This is a genomic window from Ammonicoccus luteus, assembly GCF_050880385.1.
Taxonomy (GTDB): Bacteria; Actinomycetota; Actinomycetes; order Propionibacteriales; family Propionibacteriaceae; genus Enemella.
This window is the reverse complement of the sequence record NZ_JBNZCI010000005.1, coordinates 124,034-147,225: the sequence shown is the minus strand read 5'-3', so window position 1 is coordinate 147,225 and position 23,192 is coordinate 124,034. Positions and strand designations below refer to the sequence as shown.

The 23,192-nt window shown below is 66.7% G+C and carries 29 protein-coding genes and 2 tRNA genes; 30 read left to right on the top strand and 1 reads right to left on the bottom strand.

Features of this window, described 5'->3' with window-relative positions; all coding sequences use genetic code 11:
• Positions 1 to 153: 153 nt before the first annotated feature.
• From ACQ260_RS12870 to rpmG, 3 genes are all read left to right on the top strand, one after another.
• Positions 154 to 226: transfer RNA gene (locus ACQ260_RS12870), tRNA-Thr, on the top strand.
• A gap of 35 nt (positions 227 to 261) precedes the next feature.
• A tRNA-Met gene (locus tag ACQ260_RS12865) sits at positions 262 to 335 on the top strand.
• Between the two features lie 55 nt (positions 336 to 390).
• Positions 391 to 558 carry a 50S ribosomal protein L33 gene (rpmG, locus tag ACQ260_RS12860; protein WP_425310309.1) on the top strand — a complete coding sequence of 56 codons (168 nt, stop codon included), beginning with the start codon at positions 391 to 393 and terminating at the stop codon, positions 556 to 558.
• Between the two features lie 91 nt (positions 559 to 649).
• Here the strand turns inward: rpmG and ACQ260_RS12855 are convergent, their stop codons facing one another.
• The gene (locus tag ACQ260_RS12855) at positions 650 to 1,573 is read right to left on the bottom strand and encodes a nucleoside hydrolase (protein ID WP_432559942.1); all 924 of its coding nucleotides are present in this window, start codon (positions 1,571 to 1,573) and stop codon (positions 650 to 652) included.
• 27 nt (positions 1,574 to 1,600) lie between these two features.
• Between ACQ260_RS12855 and ACQ260_RS12850 the strand changes: the two genes are divergently transcribed.
• The 27 genes from ACQ260_RS12850 to ACQ260_RS12720 all read left to right on the top strand — a co-directional run bounded on the left by ACQ260_RS12850 (position 1,601) and on the right by ACQ260_RS12720 (position 22,888).
• Positions 1,601 to 2,017, top strand: a complete 417-nt coding sequence (locus ACQ260_RS12850) for an FAS1-like dehydratase domain-containing protein (RefSeq protein ID WP_432559852.1) — start codon at positions 1,601 to 1,603, stop codon at positions 2,015 to 2,017.
• Entirely contained in the window at positions 2,014 to 2,400 is a 387-nt protein-coding gene (locus tag ACQ260_RS12845; protein WP_432559851.1) for a MaoC/PaaZ C-terminal domain-containing protein, read from the top strand. The genes ACQ260_RS12850 and ACQ260_RS12845 overlap by 4 nt, the downstream gene beginning before the upstream one ends.
• Positions 2,393 to 3,520, top strand: coding sequence for a UDP-N-acetylmuramate dehydrogenase (locus ACQ260_RS12840; RefSeq protein ID WP_432559850.1), 1,128 nt, complete (start codon positions 2,393 to 2,395; stop codon positions 3,518 to 3,520). The genes ACQ260_RS12845 and ACQ260_RS12840 overlap by 8 nt, the downstream gene beginning before the upstream one ends.
• Positions 3,521 to 3,547: 27 nt before the next feature.
• Positions 3,548 to 5,413: a malto-oligosyltrehalose trehalohydrolase gene (treZ, locus tag ACQ260_RS12835; protein WP_432559849.1), complete on the top strand. Its 1,866-nt coding sequence runs from the start codon at positions 3,548 to 3,550 to the stop codon at positions 5,411 to 5,413.
• 114 nt (positions 5,414 to 5,527) lie between these two features.
• Positions 5,528 to 5,752 carry a dodecin gene (locus tag ACQ260_RS12830; protein WP_432559848.1) on the top strand — a complete coding sequence of 75 codons (225 nt, stop codon included), beginning with the start codon at positions 5,528 to 5,530 and terminating at the stop codon, positions 5,750 to 5,752.
• A 108-nt stretch (positions 5,753 to 5,860) separates the two neighbouring features.
• Complete coding sequence (locus ACQ260_RS12825; protein ID WP_432559847.1) at positions 5,861 to 6,910, top strand: iron ABC transporter substrate-binding protein; 1,050 nt, start codon at positions 5,861 to 5,863, stop codon at positions 6,908 to 6,910.
• An 84-nt stretch (positions 6,911 to 6,994) separates the two neighbouring features.
• The gene (locus ACQ260_RS12820; RefSeq protein ID WP_432559846.1) at positions 6,995 to 8,527 is read left to right on the top strand and encodes an ABC transporter permease; all 1,533 of its coding nucleotides are present in this window, start codon (positions 6,995 to 6,997) and stop codon (positions 8,525 to 8,527) included.
• A 33-nt stretch (positions 8,528 to 8,560) separates the two neighbouring features.
• Positions 8,561 to 9,649, top strand: a complete 1,089-nt coding sequence (locus tag ACQ260_RS12815) for an ABC transporter ATP-binding protein (RefSeq protein ID WP_432559845.1) — start codon at positions 8,561 to 8,563, stop codon at positions 9,647 to 9,649.
• Positions 9,650 to 9,708: 59 nt separating this feature from the next.
• Positions 9,709 to 10,293: a DUF421 domain-containing protein gene (locus ACQ260_RS12810; RefSeq protein ID WP_432559844.1), complete on the top strand. Its 585-nt coding sequence runs from the start codon at positions 9,709 to 9,711 to the stop codon at positions 10,291 to 10,293.
• Positions 10,294 to 10,505: 212 nt separating this feature from the next.
• Positions 10,506 to 10,874 (top strand): 50S ribosomal protein L14, encoded by a 369-nt coding sequence (gene rplN / locus ACQ260_RS12805; RefSeq protein ID WP_432559843.1) that lies wholly within the window; start codon positions 10,506 to 10,508, stop codon positions 10,872 to 10,874.
• 2 nt (positions 10,875 to 10,876) lie between these two features.
• Positions 10,877 to 11,275, top strand: coding sequence for a 50S ribosomal protein L24 (rplX, locus tag ACQ260_RS12800; protein WP_432559842.1), 399 nt, complete (start codon positions 10,877 to 10,879; stop codon positions 11,273 to 11,275).
• Positions 11,275 to 11,928, top strand: coding sequence for a 50S ribosomal protein L5 (rplE, locus tag ACQ260_RS12795; protein WP_432559841.1), 654 nt, complete (start codon positions 11,275 to 11,277; stop codon positions 11,926 to 11,928). Before rplX ends, rplE begins: the two co-directional genes overlap by 1 nt.
• 8 nt (positions 11,929 to 11,936) lie before the next feature.
• Positions 11,937 to 12,122: a type Z 30S ribosomal protein S14 gene (locus tag ACQ260_RS12790; protein WP_432559840.1), complete on the top strand. Its 186-nt coding sequence runs from the start codon at positions 11,937 to 11,939 to the stop codon at positions 12,120 to 12,122.
• 115 nt (positions 12,123 to 12,237) lie between these two features.
• The gene (gene rpsH / locus ACQ260_RS12785) at positions 12,238 to 12,645 is read left to right on the top strand and encodes a 30S ribosomal protein S8 (RefSeq protein ID WP_432559839.1); all 408 of its coding nucleotides are present in this window, start codon (positions 12,238 to 12,240) and stop codon (positions 12,643 to 12,645) included.
• A gap of 27 nt (positions 12,646 to 12,672) precedes the next feature.
• Positions 12,673 to 13,215 carry a 50S ribosomal protein L6 gene (gene rplF, locus ACQ260_RS12780; protein ID WP_432559838.1) on the top strand — a complete coding sequence of 181 codons (543 nt, stop codon included), beginning with the start codon at positions 12,673 to 12,675 and terminating at the stop codon, positions 13,213 to 13,215.
• A 2-nt stretch (positions 13,216 to 13,217) separates the two neighbouring features.
• The gene (gene rplR, locus ACQ260_RS12775; protein ID WP_432559837.1) at positions 13,218 to 13,601 is read left to right on the top strand and encodes a 50S ribosomal protein L18; all 384 of its coding nucleotides are present in this window, start codon (positions 13,218 to 13,220) and stop codon (positions 13,599 to 13,601) included.
• Between the two features lie 27 nt (positions 13,602 to 13,628).
• On the top strand, positions 13,629 to 14,261 hold the full coding sequence (rpsE, locus tag ACQ260_RS12770; RefSeq protein ID WP_432559836.1) for a 30S ribosomal protein S5: 633 nt from the start codon (positions 13,629 to 13,631) through the stop codon (positions 14,259 to 14,261).
• 2 nt (positions 14,262 to 14,263) lie between these two features.
• Positions 14,264 to 14,446, top strand: a complete 183-nt coding sequence (gene rpmD / locus ACQ260_RS12765; RefSeq protein ID WP_432559835.1) for a 50S ribosomal protein L30 — start codon at positions 14,264 to 14,266, stop codon at positions 14,444 to 14,446.
• A 1-nt stretch (position 14,447) separates the two neighbouring features.
• Positions 14,448 to 14,891: a 50S ribosomal protein L15 gene (rplO, locus tag ACQ260_RS12760; RefSeq protein ID WP_432559834.1), complete on the top strand. Its 444-nt coding sequence runs from the start codon at positions 14,448 to 14,450 to the stop codon at positions 14,889 to 14,891.
• Between the two features lie 232 nt (positions 14,892 to 15,123).
• Positions 15,124 to 16,419, top strand: coding sequence for a preprotein translocase subunit SecY (gene secY, locus ACQ260_RS12755; protein ID WP_432559833.1), 1,296 nt, complete (start codon positions 15,124 to 15,126; stop codon positions 16,417 to 16,419).
• A 43-nt stretch (positions 16,420 to 16,462) separates the two neighbouring features.
• The gene (locus ACQ260_RS12750; RefSeq protein WP_432559832.1) at positions 16,463 to 17,050 is read left to right on the top strand and encodes an adenylate kinase; all 588 of its coding nucleotides are present in this window, start codon (positions 16,463 to 16,465) and stop codon (positions 17,048 to 17,050) included.
• 16 nt (positions 17,051 to 17,066) lie between these two features.
• Complete coding sequence (map, locus tag ACQ260_RS12745; protein ID WP_432559941.1) at positions 17,067 to 17,909, top strand: type I methionyl aminopeptidase; 843 nt, start codon at positions 17,067 to 17,069, stop codon at positions 17,907 to 17,909.
• 288 nt (positions 17,910 to 18,197) lie between these two features.
• The gene (locus ACQ260_RS12740; RefSeq protein ID WP_432559831.1) at positions 18,198 to 19,406 is read left to right on the top strand and encodes an ABC transporter substrate-binding protein; all 1,209 of its coding nucleotides are present in this window, start codon (positions 18,198 to 18,200) and stop codon (positions 19,404 to 19,406) included.
• Positions 19,407 to 19,413: 7 nt separating this feature from the next.
• Positions 19,414 to 20,301 (top strand): branched-chain amino acid ABC transporter permease, encoded by an 888-nt coding sequence (locus tag ACQ260_RS12735; protein WP_432559830.1) that lies wholly within the window; start codon positions 19,414 to 19,416, stop codon positions 20,299 to 20,301.
• The gene (locus ACQ260_RS12730) at positions 20,301 to 21,341 is read left to right on the top strand and encodes a branched-chain amino acid ABC transporter permease (RefSeq protein WP_432559829.1); all 1,041 of its coding nucleotides are present in this window, start codon (positions 20,301 to 20,303) and stop codon (positions 21,339 to 21,341) included. Before ACQ260_RS12735 ends, ACQ260_RS12730 begins: the two co-directional genes overlap by 1 nt.
• Before the next feature lies 1 nt (position 21,342).
• Positions 21,343 to 22,203, top strand: a complete 861-nt coding sequence (locus ACQ260_RS12725) for an ABC transporter ATP-binding protein (RefSeq protein ID WP_432559828.1) — start codon at positions 21,343 to 21,345, stop codon at positions 22,201 to 22,203.
• On the top strand, positions 22,193 to 22,888 hold the full coding sequence (locus tag ACQ260_RS12720) for an ABC transporter ATP-binding protein (protein WP_432559827.1): 696 nt from the start codon (positions 22,193 to 22,195) through the stop codon (positions 22,886 to 22,888). The genes ACQ260_RS12725 and ACQ260_RS12720 overlap by 11 nt, the downstream gene beginning before the upstream one ends.
• The last annotated feature ends 304 nt before the right edge of the window (positions 22,889 to 23,192 follow it).

Below are 23,192 nucleotides of genomic sequence, written 5' to 3'. Positions count from 1 at the left end.
GCACCTGCCACGTCGGCCCCGGACCCAGGTCCGGGGCCATTGTCTTTCTGGCCGGAACCCGCTGCGTTTGCGGGTCTCCTCCCGGTGGCCGGGCGAGATTTGCTTTGGGTGCTCGCGCGTGTCTATAGTTTCTCGTCGGCACGGAAGTGCCAGGCCCCTATAGCTCAGTAGGCAGAGCGTCTCCATGGTAAGGAGAAGGTCAGCAGTTCGATTCTGCTTGGGGGCTCTGATCTTTCACTGGCTCGACCGGTGAAGGCCCAAGGCGAGGTAGCTCAGTTGGTGAGAGCGCACGACTCATAATCGTGAGGTCGCGGGTTCGAATCCCGCTCTCGCTACCCAAGTGCTCGACAGCACACCACCCCAGACATTCCGACGACGAGGATTACGACGATGGCCAAAGCTTCTGACGTCCGGCCCAAGATCACTTTGGCCTGCACCGAATGCAAGGAGCGCAACTACATCACCAAGAAGAACCGGCGCAACGATCCGGATCGTCTTGAGCTGAAGAAGTTCTGCCCCAAGTGCCACACCCACACCGCGCACCGCGAGACCCGCTGACGCGCTGGGAACTCAGAGAGCCGATCGCCTGCGGGCGGTCGGCTTTTTTTGTTCGTCGGACTGCTCTTGCGCACCGACGCAACGCCTCACGTCAGGGCAGTCGACGCAAGGCCTCGATGACCAGGTCCCAGAACCGCGGCACGTCCAGGTCCACAGCCACCTGCGTCGAGCAGTCGGGTTCGGGATCGCGGAAGTCGGCGACGGTCATGCCAAGTGTCGCCGTCCCGGTGAGCTCGACCGTGATCGGCGCGCGGCGGGTGGTGATGAGGGTGGGATCAATGACGTACGCCACCGCACACGGATCATGCACCGGCGGTCCTTCGGTGAACCGGTGCGCCCGATAGGCCTCGCCATAGGACCCGAGCATCGCCACGACCAACTCGGCTGCAGCTGTCCCCACCGCCGCGATCCGCGCCAACACCGCGGGCGTTGCCAGAGCCTGCCAGGTCAGGTCCAGCCCGACCATCGTCACCGGCCAGGGCTCGCCGAACACGATCGCCGCAGCCTCGGGATCGGTCAGAATGTTGAACTCCGCGACCGCGGTCCGGTTCCCGGCGTGATAGCCGCCGCCCATGAGCACGACCTCGCGCACGTGCTCGACGATCCGCGGCTCCTTGCGGACCGCCATCGCGATGTTGGTCAGCGGCCCGACAGGGACCAGCGTCACCACTCCCGCTTCCCGCGCGAGCACGGTCTCGATGATCAGGTCCACCCCGTGCCGAGGGTCCAGTCCCACGGGGTCATTCGTCAGTGTCACCCCACCGAGTCCAGAGTCGCCGTGGACCGTCGACCAGGCCGGCGTGCGCACCAGCGGCCGGCCACAGCCCGCCGCAACGGGCGCCGTGACGCCCAACAGTCCGGCCAGCCGGCGAGCGTTGTCGGTCACTTTCCGAAGTGTCTGGTTCCCGGCCACGGTCGTCACCGCGGCCAGCTCGATGTGAGGATCCGCGGCCGCCAGCATGAGCGCCACCGCATCGTCCAAGCCTGGGTCGCAGTCCAGCACGATCGTCCGCATCACGCCCCTCACGATAAGTTGGCCTGCATGCCGATTTCGACCGAGCACGCGGGGCGTGCTTATCCGCCCCTGCATTACCGGGTGACCGCCGGCAAGATCGCCGAGTTTGCCGACGCCCTGGGCGACGAGAATCCTGCCTATCGGGGAGACGATGCAATCGCACCGCCGACCTTTCCGGTGGTCCTGGCCTCTTGGGACGCCGTGTTCGGCGATCCCGAGCTGGGCCTTGCGCTCAACCGCACGATTCATGTGGAGCAGAAGTTTGCGTACGCGCGTCCGCTCCGCGCCGACGACCACGTCACGGCGACCCTGCGGATCGAGAACGTCCGGGTCCGCGGTCAGGTCGACATGGTCACCGTTGCGACGAGCATCGACACCGTCGACGGCGAGCACGTGTGCACGATGACCTCCAGCTTGTTCCACACCCGTGAGGAGGAGTCGTGAGCGATACCCCCGAGCTCCGCGCACGGTTCACGCGTCAGCAACTCGTCCGCTATGCCGGCGCGTCCGGTGACTTCAACCAGATCCATTTCTCCGACCACTTCGCGACGAAGCTCGGACTCGACAGCGTGATCGCCCACGGCATGCTCACGATGGGCGTGGCACTGCGGGTCGTGACCGATTGGGCCGGTGACCCGGCTCGGGTCGAGGACTGCTCGTTCAGGTTCGCGAAGCCGGTGCCGGTGCCGGATGACGACGAGGGCTCGGAAGTCGTGTTCACCGGGACGGTCACCGACGACGGCGAGGGGCCGATCCAGATCGCGCTCGTTGCCACCTGCGGCGATGTGCAGGTCGGCAAGGGAAAGGCGACGGTTCGCCGTGGCTGACGTCTCCCGCAAGGCCGACCGGCTCACGCCGGGGTTCCACACCTTCCCTCCCCACGAGGCGGACACCACCGCCGACCGGCATGAGACGGATGCCCTCGCCGCGCACACGACCCTCCGCGTCGGCGGGCCCGCGCGCCGGTTCCTGGTCGCGGAGACGGAGCAGGACCTGATCGACGCCGTCCGTGCCGCGGACGTCGGCGGCGAGCCGCTGCTGCTCCTGGGCGGCGGGTCGAACGTCCTCGTCGGCGACGAGGGCTTCGACGGCACGGTCGTCCACATCCGGACCAGGGGCATCCTGGCCGAGGTCGACTCCTGCTCGGGCGCCATGGTCACCGTCGCCGCCGGCGAACCGTGGGACGAGTTCGTTGCCCATTCGGTCGCACAGGGCTGGTCCGGCCTCGAAGCGCTCTCGGGGATCCCGGGACTCGTCGGGGCCACCCCGATCCAGAACGTCGGTGCCTATGGCGCGGAGGTCTCCCACACGCTCGCCCGGGTGCGTGCCATCGATCGCACCACCGGTGAACTCCGGACGTTCGCCGGAGCCGACTGCGGCTTCGGCTATCGCTGGTCACGGTTCAAGGCTGAACCCGGGCGCTGGGTCATCCTCACGGTGACCTTCCAACTGCCGCTGGGGGAGATGTCCGCTCCGGTGCGGTACGCGGAGTTGGCGCGCACCCTCGGTGTCGAGGTCGGCGAACGTGCGAATGCGGCAGCGGTTCGCGAGGCGGTGTTGGGCTTGCGGCGGGGCAAGGGCATGGTGCTCGACGAAGCCGACCACGACACCTGGAGCGCGGGATCGTTCTTCACCAACCCGATCGTGAGCGGTGAGGTCGCGGCCGGTCTGCCCGAGAACGCGCCCAAGTTCCCCACCGAGGACGGGCTCGTGAAGACGTCGGCGGCTTGGCTCATCGATCAGGCCGGGTTCAAGAAGGGCTTCGGCGCCGATGTCGGGGAGGGGCGAGCGACCCTGTCCACCAAGCACACGCTGGCGCTCACCAACCGCGGGACGGCGGCCGCTGCGGATCTCGTGGCGCTCGCGCGTGTCGTCCGCGCCGGAGTCGCTGAAAAATTCGGGATTACGCTCGTGCCCGAGCCGGTTCTGGTGGGTTGTGCCCTCTAAGAACCTCACAAGCCAAGAAGAGGACGCATGACGACACCCCCCATCAACTATGACGTCTGGGCGCCCCGTGCCACCTCGCTCGATTTGCTCGCCGACGGCACCACCTATCCGATGCAGCTTGCCGACGGCGGGTGGTGGGTGCCGGCGGCGAACCTGCCGGCGGATCTGTTGCGCACGGGCGTCGACTACGGCTATCTCATCGACGGGGAGACCCACCCACTGCCCGACCCCAGATCGCGGTGGCAGCCCGACGGTGTCCATGGCCTGTCGCGCACGTTCCGGCACGACCACCAGTGGAGCGACACCAACTGGACGGGGCGCCAGCTGGCCGGCGGCGTCATCTACGAGATGCACGTGGGGACCTTCACGCCCGGGCCGCAGGGTCAGGGCGGCACGCTGGATTCCGCCATTGCCCGCCTCGACCATCTCGTCGACCTGGGCATCGATTTCGTCGAGCTCATGCCGGTCAACGCCTTCAACGGCGAGCACGGGTGGGGTTATGACGGGGTGGGGTGGTACGCGGTGCACCACGCCTACGGAAGCCCTGCGGCGTACAAGCGCTTCGTCGAAGCCTGCCATGCCCGCGGGCTGGGCGTGATTCAGGATGTCGTGTACAACCACCTCGGCCCGTCGGGGAACTATCTGCCGCGGTTCGGTCCCTATCTCAACGAGGGCGTCGAGAGCCCCTGGGGGACGACGATCAACCTGGATTCGGAGGATTCGGATGAGGTGCGGCGATACATCATCGACAACGCCCTCATGTGGCTTCGTGATTTCCACGTCGACGGATTGCGGCTCGACGCGGTGCACGCGCTGGTCGACCGGCGCGCGGTGCACCTCCTCGAGGAGCTCTCCGCCGAGGTCGATGCGCTGAGCGCCTTCCTCGGCCGTCCGCTGTCGCTGATCGCCGAGTCGGACCAGAACAACCCGCGGTTGATCACCCCGCGCGAGGCCGGCGGCTATGGGCTCGCGGCGCAGTGGAGCGACGACTTCCACCACGCGCTGTTGGCCAACCTGACGGGTGACTCGAGTGGCTACTATGCGGACTTCGCGTCCCTGGACGCCCTCTCCAAGGTGTTCGAGACCGGCTTCTTCCATGACGGGACGGTTTCGTCGTTCCGTGGCCGTCGACATGGGCGGCAGTTGGACACGAACCGCACGCCGACCTGGCGTCTCGTCGTCTGCTCCGACAATCACGACCAGATCGGCAACCGCGCCGACGGGCGGCGGCTGTCCCAGTCCCACACGACGGACGAACTGATCATCGCGGCGGCGTTGATCCTGCTCGGCCCTTGCACGCCGATGATCTTCATGGGGGAGGAGTGGGGGGCCTCGACGCCGTTCATGTTCTTCACCTCGCACCCGGAGGCTGATCTTGCCGAGGCGGTGACCAAGGGGCGCCTGGAGGAGTTCGCCAAGATGGAGTGGGGCGACGTCGTGGTCCCCGATCCGCAGGCCGAGAGCACGTTCACGGGCTCGATGCTGAACTGGGCGGAGATCGGTGCGGGCGAGCACGCCCGGCTGCTGCGGGCGAACAAGGAACTGCTGCGACTGCGCCGGACCTGGCCGGACCTGACCGATCCGCGCTTCGAGTGGACGACCGCGGAGCACAGCGCCGAGGACGAGTGGTTCATGGTCATGCGCGGTGAGACGCTGTCGATCGTCGTCAACTTCGGGTCGGGCGATGCGACCGTGCCCCTGGAGGGTCCGTGTGCGGCGCTCTTCGCCAACGGTGAGCTGTCGTTCGAGCGCGCCGCTCGGGTGCTCGGCGATGAAGCGGACCGGGAGCCTGCCGGCGAGTCGCGGGGCGACGGCCGTTCGCATGTGTTGCGGATGGGGCCGAAGTCCGTCGCGTTGCTCCAGCTGATCACCGAGCCCAAGCCGGGCGGCTGAGGGAGCCCCGGAGCTTCCTGTCCGGGCCTTCCCTTAGGGTGGTTTGACCCCGCGGTTCGCGGGTCGGTCCGCGGACGTCTGTGGCGTACGCACGCTGACGGCAAAGGAGCCCCCATGAGCGACCACGTCTATCGCACCATCGAACTCGTCGGCACGAGCGCGGACGGCATCGATGAAGCCATCCAGAACGCCATCGGCCGAGCGGCCGAGAGCATCCCGCAGATCGGGTGGTTCGAAGTGACCCAGATCCGCGGACACGTGGACGCCGGCAAGGTCGCCCACTATCAGGTGTCGCTCAAGGTCGGCCATCGCCTCGAGGGCTCGCCGCAGCCCCAGTGAGGTGTGACGAGCATCTCAGTCCGAGATGTTCCGACCGGATTGCCGCGACCTTTGAGGTGAGGTTAGCCTGGCCTAACTATGTTGCCTTGCCGAAAAGGGAGTTCGCCGATGAACAGAACCGTCCGAACGCTTGCCGCCGCCCTGGCCACGTGCGTGCTGCTCGCCGGCTGCTCAGGAGGGGGCACGACGAGCTCTCCGGAGCCGGGCAACGCCGGCGGTGACGCCGAGGGTGCGCTCGTCATCTATTCCGGGCGCAGCGAGACGCTCGTCGCCCCGGTGCTCGAACAACTCGAGGCGGCGGTTGGACGGGACGTCGAGGTGCAGTACGCGGGGACCGCGGAACTCGCAGCCAAGCTCATGGAGGAGGGGGACCGCTCGCCGGCGGACGTGTTCTTCTCCCAGGACGCCGGCGCGCTCGGCGCGCTGAAGAAGGCCGACATGCTCGCCACGCTGGAGGATGCGACGGTGGCCGGGGTCGAGCAGGCGTACGTTGATGGTGACAAGAAGTGGGTCGCCACCTCGGGCCGGGCGCGCGTGGTCGTCTACAACACCGAGACGGCGGCGGCCGGGGCCGACCTCAAGTCGGTCGATGATCTGCTGAAGCCGGAGTTCAAGGGCCAGATCGGGTACGCCCCCACCAACGCCTCCTTCCAGTCCTTCGTCACCGCGCTCCGGGTGGCCAAGGGCGAGGAGGGCGCAAAGAAGTGGCTGGAGGACTTCAAGGCGCTCGAACCGCGGAGCTATGCCAACAACAACGCCGCCCTCGAGGCCGTCGATCGCGGTGAGGTGGGTCTGGGCCTGATCAACCACTACTACTGGTATCGGTTCGCCGAGGGCAAGGACCCCGCGGAGGTCAAGTCCAAGCTGACCTACTTCCCTGCGAGCGATCCTGCGGGCCTGATCAACGTGGCCGGCGCCGGTGTGCTGGCCAGCTCCGAGCGGCAGGAGACTGCTCAGAAGGCGGTCGCCTTCCTGGTCTCGCCGGAGGCGCAGGAATACTTCGCCAAAGACACTGCGGAATACCCGGTCAGAGCCGACGTCCAGCCGGCCTTTGACCTGGCTCCCCTCGACCTGTCCGCCGCCAGCAACATCGATCTGAACGACCTCGACTCGCTCGACCAGACCCAGGCGATGCTGCAGGACGTCGGCATGATCTGAAAGATCTGAGCCATCCCCCGACTGCGAGCCACTGCGACCACCACCACGCCGCGCGTCCTCATCGCGCTGTCGGTGGTGGTCGCGGTGTTTTCGCTGCTGCCGCTGGCGTACCTCCTGATCCACGTCGCCACCGGCAACCGCCAGACGGTCCTCACCACGATTTCGAGCCCGCGCACGCTGTCCCTGCTGTGGAACAGCGCGTTCCTCGTCGTCACGGTGACGGGGCTCGCGGTGATCATCGGGGTCGCCCTCGCCTGGCTGACCGAACGCACGGACCTGCCGGGCCGCTCGGTGTGGCGCGTTGCGGGTGCGCTGCCGTTGGCGATGCCGAGCTATGTGGCGGCGTACGCATGGATCTCCACCACCTCCCTCGAAGGTGCCTGGGGGTCGGTGCTGGTGCTCACGGGCAGCACCTTCCCCTATGTCTATCTGTCCGCCGCGGCCGCCCTGCGGGGCGCCGGCGGGACCCTCGAGGAGGTCTCCGGCAGCCTCGGCCGCGGTCGCTGGACCACGTTCGCCCGGGTGACCTGGCCGACGGTCCGCCCCGCCGCCGCAGCCGGCGGTCTGCTCGTCGCGACCTATGCGTTGTCCGATTTCGGATCGGTCGCGTTGATGCGCTTCGACGTCTTCACGCGGGCGATCTTCATGTCCTATCGGGCGTCGTTCGACCGGTTGCCGGCAGCTGTGCTGGCCTGCGTACTCGTCGGCATGACCCTCCTCATCACCGCCGCCGAAATGCGGACCCGTTCCCGTGCCGCCTCCTTCGGTGCCGCGCAGGGGCCGAAGCGTCCGCCGACGCCGCTGGCGCTCGGCGCTTGGCGCTGGCCCGCGGTCGGGAGCGTGGTGGTGCTGCTGCTCGTCAGCCTGGGCTATCCGGTGGTCGTGGTCGTCGGGTGGTTCGTGCGGGATCTTGCGGGGGGTCTGCCGGCCGAACTGCCCACGGTCGTTGCGAACACCGTGGTCGTCTGCGCGATCGCCGGGGCGTGTGCGACGTTGGCGGCCCTGCCGCTCGGGATCTATGCCGCCCGCTCCCGGTCCCGGCTGTCCCGCGCCCTGCAGCAGGTCGTCTATTTCGCCCACGGGCTGCCCGGGCTGGTGGTGGCGCTGGCGATCGTGTTCTTCGGCGTTCGCTATGCCCGCGCGATCTATCAGGAAATCCCGCTGCTGGTGCTCACCTATGTGCTGCTGCTCCTGTCCGCGGCGATGGGTGCGATCCGCGGCGCGGTCGTCGTCTCGTCCCCGCGCATCGAGGAGGCCGCCCGGTCGCTGGGCGCGGGCACCGGTCTGGTGATGCGTCGCGTGACCCTGCCGCTGGCCATGCCGGGAATCGCCGCCGGTTTCGTGCTCGTCATGCTCAGCGCAATGAAGGAGCTGCCCGCGACCCTGCTGCTGCGGCCGGCCGGGTTCGAGACGTTGGCGACCCGGCTGTGGCTTTACACGGAAGATCTGTCGTACGCGGCCGCCGCGCCGTATGCGCTGGGACTCGTGCTGGTTGCCATTTTCCCGGCCGTCATGCTTGTGCGGGTGTCGCTGCCGAAGGCGGAGGCAACGCGCCGCGCCGGAATGTGGCGAGCGTCACGCCACGAAAATTCGACGCAAGCCTTGGCTGATGATTAAGGTGAGCCTAACCTTGCTGCAAGGAGGCAACTCATGAGCCTGGGACTGTTGGACGCCGAAGTCCGGGAAGCCGTCGTCGCGGAATCCGAAACCGCTGAGCCGGCGCTCGTTCTCGACGGCCTCGTCAAGTCCTTCGGGTCGACGCGGGCAGTCCGCTCCGTCGGTCTCGAGCTCGCGCCGGGCGAGTTGCTGGCGATCCTCGGCCCCTCCGGGTGCGGCAAGTCCACCCTCCTGCGGCTCATTGCCGGCCTGGAACGTCCCGACGCCGGCCGCGTGCTCGTGGGGGACCGGGACGTGACCGGGCGACCCGCCCACAAACGTCGCATCGCCCTCGTGCCCCAGGAAGGCGCCCTCTTCCCGCATCTGACCGTCGCCCAGAACGTTTCGTTCGGGCTGCCCGGCTCAGCGCGCCTGTTCGGGCTGCGCCGCGCGGGAGAGCGGCCCGAGGTCCAGCGGTTGTTGAAACTGCTGCACATCGACGATCTTGCCGACCGCATGCCGGCCCAGATTTCCGGCGGCCAGGCCCAGCGCGTCGCGCTTGCCCGGGCGCTCGCCTGCGACCCCGAGCTCGTGCTGCTCGACGAGCCCTTTTCCGCTCTCGACGCCTCGCTGCGCCAGAGCGTGCGGACCGACATCCGCTCCACCCTGCGGCAGCTCGGAGTGGCGGCGATCGTCGTCACGCACGATCAGGAAGAGGCGCTGTCCCTTGCCGACCGGGTTGCCGTCATGCAGGCCGGGCGGATTGTCCAGGTCGGGGCGCCGGATGAGATCTATCGCGCTCCCGCCGACAGCGGGATCGCCCAGTTCGTCGGCAATGCCGTCGTGCTCCCGGGCTTCTGCGTCGCGGGTTGCGTGAGCAGCTGCCTCGGCGACATCACCGTCAACGCGCTGGACGGTGCGGGTTCCGTGATGCTTCGGCCCGAGCAGATCCTCGTGCTGCCACCCGCCCCGGGGCTCCCGAGCGGTGAGGTGGAACTGGTGACGTTCTTCGGCCACGATGCCGATGTGCAGGTGCGCCTCGACTCGGGGGAGACCGTCATCGCCCGCATCCAGGGCGACCTCCCGCGGGGCCGGGTCTCGCTGCAGGTCCGCGGCGCGGGCTGCTTCTATCCGGCCGCCTGAGCCCTCGCCTGATTCCTGCCTGCCGGTGCGGACCGGTCGTGTCCGTTGGAGGATGAAGCATGGCTGATTTCCTTCGCGTGGCCTGGGCCGAGCTGTGGCCACGGATCGGCATCGACGCGTGGGATGCCGTCGCCGTCGCGCTCAGCACGGTGTTGATCTATGGCTTCTATGTGCTGCTGATCCGGTTGCTCGGGCAACGACTGCTCGCGAGGATGTCCGGTTTCGACGCCGCCGCCGTGGTGGCCGTCGGCGCGATCACCGGTCGTGTCACGCTCGGCCACACCCCGACCCTGGCCGCCGGCGGGATCGCACTGCTGGCGCTGTTCGCGATGGAAGCGATCGTGGGCGAGTTGCGCCGGTTCGCCCGCGCAGAGCACCTTTTCGACAACCGGGCGATCCTGCTGATGGTCGAGGGACGGGTGCAGCGTGATCTCGTCCGCCGCGCCCACATCGTCGAGGACGAACTGCGCAGCGCCTTGCGCAAGGCTGGTCTCCACCAATTGGAAGAGGCCGCCCTCGTCGTGCTCGAACGCACCGGGGAGTTGAGCATCACCCGCAGCGGGCGTCCGATCGATCCCTATCTGGTGGCCGGCATCGTCGGACAGGAACGCATCCCGTCGAGGCTCCTCGAGGATCTGGACTGATGGCGGGATTTCACGCTGTTCGCGCGCTGGTGTACGCTTGCCAGGTTGCCTTAGGTCTGTGCCCGCTGTCACGGCTTGTCCGCGGAGTGGGGACCTTTCCTGGGTGACTGATCCAAAAGTCCGTTCGACCAGGCCTTGGTCGGCCCTTGCCCCGAGCAAATCACGGGGTCGAGTGCTGCCCGGGGAACCGGTTCGACATACAGGAGAAATACATGATCCAGCAGGAGTCGCGACTCAAGGTCGCCGACAACACGGGTGCCAAGGAGATCCTCTGCATCCGTGTCCTCGGTGGCTCGGGTCGTCGCTACGCCGGCATCGGTGACACGATCGTGGCCACCGTGAAGGACGCCATCCCCGGCGGCAACGTCAAGAAGGGCGATGTCGTCAAGGCTGTCGTCGTGCGCACCGCCAAGGAACGCCGCCGTGCCGACGGTTCCTACATCAAGTTCGACGAGAACGCCGCCGTCATTCTGAAGACTGATGGGGAGCCCCGCGGCACCCGCATCTTCGGTCCGGTCGGCCGTGAGCTGCGCGAGAAGAAGTTCATGCGCATCGTGTCTCTGGCACCGGAGGTGATCTGACCATGGCGGCACAGTCCAAGGGCGCTGCAACCAACCGCACCCTCCATGTGAAGAAGGGTGACCGCGTCAAGGTCATCACCGGCAAGGACAAGGGCGCCGTCGGCGAGGTCATCGCCGTGGACCGCGAGCGCGAGCGCGTGACCGTCCAGGGCGTCAACGTCATCAAGCGGCACAAGCGCGAGCAGCCGACCGCGACCGGCAAGACCGAGGGCGGCATCATCGCCTCCGAGGCGCCGATCCACGTGTCCAACGTGCAGTTGCTCGTCGAGGTCGACGGCGAAGAAGTCGTCACCCGCGTCGGCTTCAAGCGCGAGGAAGTCACGAAGCGTCGTCCGGACGGCTCGGAATACAAGGCATTCCGCTCCGTTCGCATCGCCCGCAAGACGGGGGAGGAGATCTGATGACCGAGACCATCGAGACCCAGGCGCCGGCCGAGCAGGCCGCTCAGCCCAAGGAGCTCCCGCGCCTCAAGCAGCGCTATCGCGAGGAGATCAAGCCCGCGATGCTCGAGGAGTTCAAATACGACAACGTCATGCAGATCCCCGGCCTCGTCAAGGTCGTGGTGAACATGGGTGTCGGCGACGCCGCGCGCGACTCGAAGGTGATCGACGGTGCCGTGAAGGACCTGACCGCCATCACCGGCCAGAAGCCGAGCATCACCAAGGCTCGCAAGTCGATCGCGCAGTTCCGTCTGCGTGAGGGCCAGGCCATCGGCTGCCACGTCACCCTGCGTGGGGACCGCATGTGGGAGTTCGCCGACCGTCTGCTGACGCTCGCGCTGCCCCGCATCCGCGACTTCCGTGGTCTGAACTCGCACCAGTTCGACGGCCAGGGCAACTACACCTTCGGTCTCACGGAGCAGGTCATGTTCCACGAGATCGACCAGGACAAGATCGACCGTGTGCGTGGCATGGACATCACGTTCGTGACGACTGCCACCAACGACGACGAGGGCCGGGCGCTGCTGAAGCACCTCGGGTTCCCCTTCAACGACAACCCGAAGCCCGCCAAGGCGCGCCCGAAGGGCCCGGCCTTCGCTCGGAAGAAGAAGTGAGTTAACCGATGGCAAAGACAGCTCTGAAGGTCAAGCAGTCGCGCAAGCCGAAGTTCGCCGTGCGGGCGTACACCCGTTGCCAGAAGTGCGGCCGGCCCAAGGCCGTGTTCCGCAAGTTCGGCCTGTGCCGTGTCTGCCTGCGCGATCTCGCCCACCGAGGCGAACTGCCCGGCATCACGAAGTCCAGCTGGTGACCCGCGCACTGACCGCGGGTGCCCCGGTCTTCGCGACCGTTCGTCCCTTCACTTCTTCCGATCAACCCGCAGCAGGTCCGCGAGGAAACCACTGTGAGAAAGAGGCTCCCAAGCCATGACGATGACTGATCCCATCGCAGACATGCTGACGCGTCTGCGCAACGCCAATCAGGCGTTCCATGACTCCACCTCAATGCCCCACTCCAAGATCAAGGTCGGCATTGCCGAGATCCTGAAGGTCAACGGCTATATCTCGGACTTCGAGGTTGCCGAGCCGTCCGAGGGCCAGGTGGGCAAGACCCTGAAGATCACCCTGAAGTACGGCCAGAACCGTGAGCGCTCCATTGCGGGCGTTCGACGGATCTCGAAGCCGGGCCTCCGGGTGTACGCCAAGTCGAACGCTCTGCCCAAGGTCCTCGGTGGCCTCGGCATCGCGATCATCTCGACGTCGCAGGGCCTGTTGACCGACCGTGATGCCAATTCCAAGAGCGTGGGCGGGGAAGTCCTCGCCTACGTCTGGTGACGACGAAGAGACGAGAGGAGACACACCATGTCCCGCATTGGCAAGATGCCGATCGCGATCCCGTCCGGCGTCGACATCTCCGTTGATGGCCAGGAGGTCCAGGTCAAGGGCCCGAAGGGCACCCTGACCCATCAGGTCCCGGCACCGATCACGATCGAACGCAACGACGAGGGCCAGCTCGAGGTCAAGCGACCGAACGACGAGCGCCAGAACCGCGCGCTGCACGGCCTGACCCGGACCCTCGTGTCCAACATGGTCCAGGGCGTGACCCAGGGCTATGAGAAGAAGCTCGAGATCGTGGGCGTCGGTTACCGCGTGATCTCCAAGGGCCCGCAGCAGCTCGAATTCAACCTGGGCTTCTCCCACCCCGTTGTGGTGAACGCCCCCGAGGGCATCAGCTTCACGGTTGAGAGCCCGACCAAGATGACCGTGGTGGGCATCGACAAGCAGGCCGTCGGCGAGGTCGCGGCCAACATCCGCAAGCTGCGCAAGCCCGAGCCCTATAAGGGCAAGGGTGTGCGTTATGCCGGCGAGCAGGTCCGCCGCAAGGTCGGAAAGGCTGGTAAGTGACCATGGGCATTTCCCTGTCGAAGAACAAGCACATGGCCGCCAAGGCGGCTTCGCGAACCCGCCGTCAGGTCCGCGGTCGCAAGCGCATCTTCGGTGCGCCCGAGCGTCCGCGGCTGGTGGTCAGCCGTTCGGCGAAGCACGTCTTCGCCCAGGTGATCGACGACACCCAGGGCCGCACCCTGGTGTCCGCTTCCACCATGGAAGCCGATCTGCGCGGGACCGAGGCGGACAAGTCCGAGAAGGCCAAGAAGGTCGGTGCCCTGATCGCCGAGCGCGCCAAGGCCGCGGGCATCACCCAGGTTGTGTTCGACCGCGCGGGCAACCGCTACCACGGCCGTCTCGCGGCCCTGGCAGATGGTGCCCGTGAAGCCGGACTGAGCCTGTAAAGAAACGACGGAGAGAAGGAGAAAGCGATGAGCCAAACCGCTATGCAGCAGACTGGCAATCAGCGCGGCGGCCAGGGTGGCCGTGGCGAGCGTCGCGGCCGTGACGACCGTCGTGGTGGCCAGCAGCGCGAAGAGAAGAGCATGTACTTGGAGCGCGTGGTTGCCATCAACCGCGTCGCCAAGGTTGTGAAGGGTGGTCGACGCTTCAGCTTCACCGCCCTCGTGGTGGTCGGTGACGGTGACGGCATGGTCGGCGTCGGCTACGGCAAGGCCAAGGAAGTTCCCGCGGCGATCGCCAAGGGTGTCGAGGAGGCGAAGAAGCACTTCTTCCGCGTGCCCCGCATCCAGGGCACCATCCCGCACCCGGTGCAGGGCGAGAAGGCGGCCGGTGTCGTGCTGCTGCGTCCGGCCTCCCCGGGTACTGGTGTGATCGCCGGTGGTTCCGCCCGCGCCGTGCTCGAGTGCGCCGGCATCCATGACGTGCTCGCGAAGTCCCTGGGCTCGCCCAACGCGATCAACGTGGTTCATGCCACCGTCGCCGCGCTGAAGGGTCTCGAGGAGCCGGCCGAGGTGGCTCGCCGCCGTGGCCTGCCGGTCGAGGACGTTGTCCCCGCCGCCCTCCTGCGCGCCCAGAAGGCCAAGCCCGGAGAGGAGGTCTGAGCATGGCACGTCTCAAGGTGACTCAGACCCGTTCGGAGATCGGTCAGAAGCAGAACCAGCGTGACACCCTGCGGTCCTTGGGCCTCAAGCGGATCGGTGACGTCGTCGTGAAGGACGACAAGCCCGAGTTCCGCGGCATGCTCCGGACCGTGACCCACCTGATCAGTGTCGAGGAGGTCGACTGACATGGCGTTGAAGGTGCATGACCTTCGCCCCGCTCCCGGTGCCAAGACCGCCAAGACCCGCGTGGGTCGCGGTGAAGGCGGCAAGGGCGGCAAGACCGCCGGCCGTGGCACCAAGGGCACGGGCGCGCGCAAGAACGTCCCCGAGGCATTCGAGGGCGGCCAGATGCCGATGCACATGCGTGTGCCGAAGCTTCGTGGTTTCAAGAACCCGTTCCGGGTGGAATACCAGGTCGTGAACCTGGCCCGCCTCGCGGAGATGTTCCCCGAAGGCGGAACCATCGGGGTCGACGACCTCGTCGCCAAGGGCGCGGTCCGCGCGGGGCATCCGGTCAAGGTCCTCGGCAATGGCGAGATCACCGTCGCGGTCCAGGTGTCCGCCGACAAATTCTCCGCCAGCGCCAAGGAGAAGATCGAGAAGGCGGGCGGCTCGGTCACCGAGCTGTGATCCGCACGCGGTACGCACGGGGCTGAGTTCCCGCGCGTACGGCATCAGCAGGGCGGTCCCGGTCGCGGGGTCGCCCTGCTGCGTTTTCGGACTCCGAGGTCGCTCAGCAGACGGCGCGGCGCAACTGCGGAACGGTTCGGTTTCGTCCGATCCGCTTGGTACGCTGCCGGGGTTGCCTTGTGGCGACTGCCTCGGCATGCCTCTGATTTTTCTGACCCTGGGAGAGAGCTCGGTGCTTTCCGCCTTCGCGAACGCGTTCAAAACGCCGGATCTTCGGAAGAAGATGCTCTTCACCTTGGGCATCATCGTCATCTTCCGCATCGGCTCGATCATCCCGGTGCCGAACGTGGACGTCGCTCAGGTCGACATCTGCCGCACCCAGGCCGAACAGGGTGATAGCGCGGGCCTCTATTCGCTGGTCAACCTGTTCTCCGGTGGCGCGCTGCTGCAGCTGGCAATCTTCGCGCTCGGGATCATGCCCTACATCACCGCGTCGATCATCCTGCAGTTGCTGACGGTCGTCGTGCCCCGGCTCGAAGCACTGAAGAAGGAAGGCGCCGCCGGCCAGCAGACGATCACGCAGTACACGCGTTATCTCACCCTCGTCCTCGCTGTCCTGAACTCGACGGCGTTCGTGACGATGGCGGTCAACGGGATGCTGTTCCCCGGCTGCGGCCAGATCGTTCATTCCACCGACATTTTCCCGATCGTGCTGATGGTCCTCACGATGACCGCGGGCACGGCGGTCGTGATGTGGCTCGGCGAGCTCATCACCGAGCGTGGCGTCGGCAACGGCATGTCCCTGCTGATCTTCGTGCAGATCGCCGCCACCTTCCCGACGGCCATGTGGAGCATCCGCATGACGCAGGGCTGGGTCCCGTTCCTCCTGGTGCTGGCGGTCGGCTTGGTCGTGATGGCCGGTGTGATCTTCATCGAGCTCGGTCAGCGGCGCATCCCCGTGCAGTACGCGAAGCGCATGATCGGTCGACGGATGTACGGCGGTTCCACCACCTATATCCCTCTCAAGGTCAACCAGGCCGGCGTCATCCCCGTGATCTTCGCGTCGTCGATGATCTATCTGCCGTCGCTGTATGCCCAGTTCCGGCCCGAGAGCGAGATCTCGACGTGGATCCAGACCAACTTCGTGACCGGGGCCCATCCCGTCTACATGATCACCATGTTCGTGATGATCGTGTTCTTCACCTACTTCTATGTCGCGATCACCTTCAACCCCGAAGAGGTTGCGGACAACATGAAGAAGTACGGCGGCTTCATCCCGGGCATCAGGGCCGGCAAGCCGACCGAGAAGTACCTCAGCTTCGTGCTGTCCCGGCTCACCTTCCCCGGCTCGTTCTATCTGGGCCTGATCTCGCTTCTGCCGTCGATCGCGTTCATCCTCGTGCAGGCGAACCAGAACTTCCCCTTCGGCGGCACCTCCCTCCTCATCATCGTCGGTGTCGGCCTCGATACGGTGAGACAGATCGAATCGAGACTCCAGCAACGCAAGTACGAGGGCTTCCTCCGCTGACGCACCCGCGTTCGCGCACGAGCAGGCCAGGGAAGGAAACGCAATGAGGCTGTTGATCATGGGCCCGCCGGGAGCCGGCAAGGGCACGCAGGCGAAGGGGATCGCGGACCACTACGGCATTCCGGCGATCTCGACGGGCGACATCTTCCGCGGCATCGCCAAGGCGGACGAGGCGACCGCCTCCGAGCTGGCGCTGCAGGTCAAGAACATCATGCTCTCGGGCGGCTATGTGTCCGACGAGATCACCAACCAGATCGTCGCCGAGCGTCTCGGTGAAGCGGACACGGCCCAGGGATTTCTGCTCGACGGCTATCCGCGCACGGCGGGCCAAGTGGATGCGCTCGACCAGATGCTTGCCGAGGGTGGCACCCGGCTCGACGCCGTCGTCTCCCTCGAGGCCGACCAGGACGAACTCGTCAGCCGTCTGCTCAAGCGCGCTGAGATCGAGGGCCGCGCCGACGACAACGAGGAGACCATCCGCAAGCGCCAGGAGGTCTACGTCGAGCAGACCGCCGACCTGCTGAAGGTCTATGCGGATCGCGGCATTCTGGTCGGGGTCGACGGTCTCGGGGAGATCGACGAGGTCGGCGAGCGCATTTTCGCGGCGCTGGACGCCAAGCTCGGTCGCTGAGCAGCGCTGCATGAGCATTCGGGGTGGCCGCGGCATCGAACTGAAGAGCCCGAGCCAGTTCCTCGCCATGCGGCGAGCGGGGCTGGTGGTCGAACGGGCGTTGACGCAGACCATCGCCGCGGTCAGTCCCGGGATGACCACCAAGGAGCTCAACGACGTCGCCGCGGACGTCATCGCCGGCGCCGGGGCCATTCCATCGTTCCTGAACTATGGCGCCGGGCCGTCCATGCCGGGCTTTCCCGGGGTCGTCTGCATCTCCGTCAACGACGAGATCGTGCACGGGATTCCGGGCGACCGGGTCCTGACCGAAGGCGACCTCATCTCCATTGATTGTGGAGCGATCGTCGACGGCTGGCACGGAGATGCCGCCCGCACCTGTTTCGTCGGGGATCCGACCCCGGAACTGGCCGAGCTGAGCCGGGTGACCGAGCAGTCGCTGTGGCGCGGAATCGCAGCGGTACGCCGCGGGGGTCGCGTCCGTGACATCGGCGCGGCCATCGACGACTGGATCAGCGAGCAGGACCACGACTACGGCATCGTCACGGAGTTCGTCGGTCACGGCATCGGCTCCGCCATGCACCAAGTGCCCGATGTCCCCAACTATCGCCACTCGGGCCGCAGCCCCAAGATTGCCGTCGGGATGGCGCTGGCGATCGAACCCATGGTCACCCTCGGTGACCCGACCAATGCGACGCTCGATGACGACTGGACCGTCGTCACCAGGGACGGCAGCGCCGCCGCGCATTGGGAACACACGGTCGCAGTCACCTCCGAAGGCCTCTGGATCCTCACTGCGCCCGACGGGGGAGAAGAGATGCTGGGCCGTCTCGGCGTCCCCTTCGGCCCGCTCGGCGACTGATCCCCCCGTCGAGGCGGGACCGCCGACGGCGTACCGTCGCGATCAAAAGACTGGGATTCCAGGATCAAATCGCGCCACGCCGCAACACGGTCCCAGTTCCATAACAACCTCGGGCTGTTGGTGCAATGCCTTGGCCACACCCTGGTCATGACTGGGAAACTGTCTGATACGCCCACCCACGTACCCTGGCACCCTTGTCGACACACTCGATAGCAGTCTGGCATTGACCGTGCTCGTGTCCCGCACGAGGCACGATGGTTCATTGCTTTCAATGGGGAAAGGGCAGACATGTCATTTTCATTCGGTTCTTCGCTGCGCAAGGCGGCGGTGATCCCTGCAATGGTCGGCGCCCTGGTGCTGTCGGCCTGTGGCGGTGGTTCCCTTGGCGCCGGTGGCGGCGGCGAGGGCGGTGGCGGGGCTGACGGCCCGGTCAAGATCGGTGTCTCGGTGCCCAAGTCCGGCGTCTATGCCGCTTTGGGCAAGGACATGGAGCAGGGTTTCAAGCTCTATCTGGAGCAGCACGACAACAAGCTGGGTGGCAAGGAAGTCCAGTTGGTTGAGGTCGACGAGGGCGCCGGCCCCCAGACCGGTGTGCCTGCCACCGAGCGGCTGATCACGCAGGACCAGGTCGGGGCGGTCGTCGGCATCGTGAACTCCGCGACGGCCGCCGGCCTGCAGCGGACCTTCAACGAGTCCGAGGTGCCGCTCATCGTCACCAATGCTGGTGCTGACACCCTGACGGAAACCCCGTCCGACTACATCTGGCGCACCAGCTTCACCAACGGTGGCGTGGCGGAGGCGCTTGGCCCGAAGGCCAAGGAAGAGCTCGGGGACGGCAGCGTCTTCCTCATGGCTCCTGACTATGCCGCAGGCAAGGAAGCCACCGCCGGGTTCAAGAAGTCGTTCGAGGCGGCCGGCGGCACCATCGCGGGCGAGGTGTTCACGCCGTTCGGGCAGACCACCGACTATCAGCCCTATCTGAACCAGGTGCGCACCTCCGGCGCCAAGGGCGTCTATGTGTTCTATGCCGGTGCTGAGGCTGTGGCGTTCGTGCAGCAGTTCAAGCAGTTCCTGGGCAATGAGGACATCCAGCTCTATGGCTCCGGCTTCCTCACCGAGGGTTCGGTGTTGGATGCCCAGGGCGAGGCGGCGGACGGTGTGAAGACCGTGCTGCACTATTCGGATCAGATCGACAGCCCGCGCAACAAGGAGTTCGTGGAGAACTACACGGCCAAGTGGAACATGGCGCCGACCGTCTATTCCGTGCAGACCTATGACGCGGCCGCGGTGCTGGACAAGGCGCTCGAGTCCGCTGACGGTGTGGACGGCAAGTCGATCGCGGCTGCGCTGAAGAACGTCGGCGACATCGATTCCCCGCGTGGCACGTGGCGCTTCAACGAGAGCCATGACCCGGATCAGCCCTACTGGCTGCGTGAGGTCCAGGAAGTCGACGGCAAGCGTGTGAACGCTGTCGTGACCGAGTTGACGGCGGGCTGATCGACCGATGGAGTGGCTTGCCGCCAATGCCGGGACCATGGTGAACGGACTCGCGCTCGGCGCGGTCCTGTTCATCGTGGCCATCGGCTTGTCCTTGGTGTTCGGCACCATGGACGTGCTGAACCTGGCCCACGGCTCGATCGCCTTGATCGGTGCCTATGTGGGTGTTGCCGTGCTCGGTGGGGGAGCCTCGAGCGCACTGTCATTCGCTGCGGTGTTGATCGCGGCGATGATCGGCCTGTTGGCCGGTGTGCTGCTTGCGGTGCTCACCTCCTCGATCACTGACCACCTGCGACAGGCGATGCTGACGCTGGGTGTGTCGATGATCGTGGCCGATGTGCTGATCATGATCTTCGGGGCGGATGTGAAGTCCGTCCCGGCACCGCCGGCGCTCGCTGGGACCGTGGAGTTCTTGGGCGCGCCATTGCCGACCTATCGCCTGGTGATGATCCTGGTGGGGTTGGTGATCGGTGTTGCGTTGTGGTTGGTCCTCGAGAAGACCAAGATCGGTGCGATCGTGCGGGCGACCGTGGCGGATCGCGCGATGGTCGAGGCGATCGGGGTGCGGACGCGGCTGGTGTTGGCGGCGGTCTTCGGCGGAGGGGCGGCGCTGGCCGCTGTTGGTGGCCTGATCGCCGCCCCGATGCTCACCGCCCAGCCGGGCAATGACAACCTGATCCTTTTGTACGCCCTCGTCATCGTCGTCATCGGCGGCCTCGGGTCGTTCAAGGGTGCCGCTGTCGGTGCTTTGCTGGTCGGGCAGGTCCAGACCGTCGGTGTGACGTTGCTGTCGGGCTATGCCTCGTTCCTGATGTTCGCCGTGATGGCGCTCGTGTTGTTGATCAAGCCGGCCGGGTTGCTGCCGGTGAAGCACGCCGGCGCAGGGGGGCACTGATGTCGACTGCAGTGGATGAGAAGACGACGAACGACGGTGCGGTGAACACGCCGCGGCCGAAGCGGAAGCTGCCCTGGTGGGTGGGGGCGCTGCTCGCGGTGCTTGGCGTGGCCGTGCTGGCCTCGGTCCCGTTCTGGATGGCGCCCTATCCGGTCCAGCTCATGTCGCGCATCCTGGCGTTCGCGCTGCTGGTGGTGAGCGTGGACCTGCTGACCGGATATACGGGTCTGCCCACCCTTGGTGCAGTCGCGTATTTCGGCGCGGGAGCGTACACGGCCGGCCTGGTCGGCATCCACGTGACCAACAGCGCAATCGTGCAGCTGGTCGCGGGAACCCTGGTGGCTGCGTTCTTGGCCTTGGTGACCGGAGCGGTCGCGGTGCGAACCAAGGGATTCGTGTTCCTGATGGTGACACTGGCGATCGCGGAACTCGCACACAAACAGGCCGAGACAATGGCACTGCTGGGCGGATCGAACGGTCTGTCGGGCATTCCCTCGATCGCGATTCTGCCGGGCGGGGAGCCGTTGCGGTTGGCGGGCCTGGTGTATTTCTGGGTGCTTGCGGTGTTCGTCTTCGGGGTGGCGCTGGCGTACATCCTGGTGAAGTCGCCCATGGGCCGCTCCATGCGCGGCATCCGCGACGGCGAGGGCCGGATGCGGGCGATCGGGCGGCGGACCTATCTGGTGAAGCTGGTGGCCTATACGTTCGCCGGGTCGCTCGCCGGCATGGCCGGCACCGCTTGGACCGCGCAGGCGCGGTTCGTGTCCCCGGGCGACATGGCGTTCGCCCTGGCCGCGATCGCGTTGCTCGCCGTCGTGCTCGGTGGCGCGGGCACCCTGTGGGGCCCGATCATCGCGGCCGCGATCGTGATCCTGATCCGCGACTATGTCGGCACCATGGCCGGCGGGCGTGGCGGCACGATCCTGGGCATCGTGTTCGTCCTCGCGGTGTTCCTGCTGCCTCGTGGCGTGGCCGGGCTGGCCCGCCGGACCAACAAGGCGCGCGCCGAGGGCAACCCGGTCGCCGGAGAGGGGGTTTGAGATGAGTCATGCCGTTCCCGAAACGAACCGGACCGACGAACGGGCGAGTGGGGCAGCGAGTCCGCGTACCAGCGGCGACCCCATCCTCAGCCTCGAAGGGGTGAGCCTGCACTATGGCTCACTGAAGGCCGTCGACGAGGTCACTTTCGAGGTCCAGCGAGGGGCCCGGCACGCGCTGATCGGTCCGAACGGTGCGGGCAAATCCACGCTGTTCTCCGTGATCGGCGGCGCGCAGCGGGCGACCGCCGGCCGGATCCGCTTCGCCGGCGAGGACGTGACCGACCACAACGAGTCCTCCCGGGCCCGGGCCGGTCTGGTCCGCACGTTCCAGCACTCCAGTCTGTTCCTGGGGATGTCCGTCCTGGACAACGTGGCGTTGGCGGTGGAGGGCGTGCACGGCACACCCTGGCGGTTCTTCCCGTTGCCGGGCAGCGACCGCAAGATCCGCAACAAGACCATGGAACACCTCGAGTCCGTCGGCCTGGCCGACCGGGCGCACGAGCTGTGCGGGAACCTTTCACATGGTGAACGGCGCCAGCTCGAGGTCGGGCTGGTGCTGGCGTGCGAGCCGACCATGGTGTTGTTCGACGAGCCCGCCGCGGGTATGTCGGCCGCCGAGACCCACCGGTTCATGGATCTCATCGAGAGCCTGCCGGCGGAGATGACCGTGCTGATCGTCGAGCACGATCTCGATCTGGTGTTCCGGTTGGCCCAGTCGGTGAGCGTGCTGGCGGCGGGACGGTTGATTGCGCACGGTACGCCGGCCGAGGTGCGCGAGGACGAGGCCGTCAAGGTCGCCTATCTCGGTGAGTCCGAAGGTGCCGAGCCGCTGTTCTTCACGGGAGACAACGATGTTGCTTGAGGTCAAGGACTTGGTCGCCGGCTATGAAGGCTCCCGGGTCCTCAACGAAGTCAGCCTGAGCGTGGACACCGGCGAGGCCGTAGCGGTGCTGGGCCGCAACGGTGTCGGCAAGACCACCCTCATGGAATCCATCATGGGCCTGGTCCGGCCGACGTCGGGGCAGGTGCTGATCAACGGCGTCGATCTTGCCCGACGCCCACCCAACCAGCTCGCCCGGGCGGGTGTCGGGATCGTCCCCCAGGGCCGGCGGGTGTTCGCCCCGTTGACAGTGATGGAGAATCTCGAGATCGCTGTCCGCAAGCGCGGGGAATGGACCGTGGACAAGGTCGTCGAGCTCATGCCCCGCCTTGGTGAACGTCGGACCAATCTGGGTTCTCAGCTGTCGGGTGGTGAGCAGCAGATGCTCGCCATCGGCCGCGCCCTGGTCGGAAACCCGAAACTGCTCATCCTCGACGAGCCCTCCGACGGCCTCGCTCCGGCGGTGGTCGCCCAAGTGGGTGACGTCCTCACTACCCTTGCCCAGACCGGTCTCGCCGTCCTGATCGTCGAGCAGGATCTCAGGCTCGCGTTCGACGTCGCCGACCGGGTCATGGTCATGCAAAAAGGCGAGATCGTTCACGAGAGCACCACCCACGAGTTCCGCTCCGACGGCGAGCGCGCCCACGCACTCCTCGGCGTCGGCTGACCGCACGAGTCAGGCCCGGTCCGGACTTCCGGGCCGGGCCTTTGTGCTGCCGGCGACCGCCGTCGGGCAGGTGGCCGAGCCCCATCCGACCCGGCTGATCTGGGCGGTTGATCCCGGCTCGGTTGAGCTGGGTTGGTCTGGGTTTGGTTGGTCTGGCTCACCTGATCTGGCCAGGTTGGCCACGTCCCCTGATCTGGCCAGGTTGGCCACGTCCCCTGATCCGGCTGCCCTGATCTGGGCGGTTGATTCGGTCCAACCCCTGAGATGTACCCGTGGGAGCGTACCCATCCCGAATCCGGGGATG